A 301-nucleotide genomic window follows, 5' to 3' on the forward strand; every position below is an offset into this window, starting at 1 on the left:
CTCTCTTGCCAACTCAGGGTTCGGAGTCGGAACCCGCTCGCGATGGCTCGTCGCTCAGTACGTTGAACTTGATTCCTAGCGCGCGCGTCACATCTGTGATGTCCTCCCGGCGCATGGGGCCGTCCCCTCGCATGAGCCTCCAGAACTGGTCTCGGCCCATGCGCGTCTCCTCGGCCACCTGGTCGATGGTCACGCCGCGCCATTGGGCGGCGTCCCGCACGTAGTAGCAGACGAGATGCTGCCACTGCGCCGCCTGCAACTGGTCTTGCTCACGGACGGTCAGTGGCACTCGCTCACCCTC

At 65.1% G+C, this 301-nt stretch carries 1 protein-coding gene; it reads right to left on the reverse strand.

Translation table 11 applies throughout. The features are described from left to right. Nucleotides 1-13: 13 nt before the first annotated feature. On the reverse strand, nt 14-301 hold a 288-nt coding region (locus tag KVS67_RS11800), incomplete at its 5' end, for a helix-turn-helix domain-containing protein (protein WP_217565427.1).

This window comes from Micrococcus sp. GbtcB5 (assembly GCF_019091605.1).
Taxonomy (GTDB): Bacteria; Actinomycetota; Actinomycetes; order Actinomycetales; family Micrococcaceae; genus Micrococcus; species Micrococcus luteus.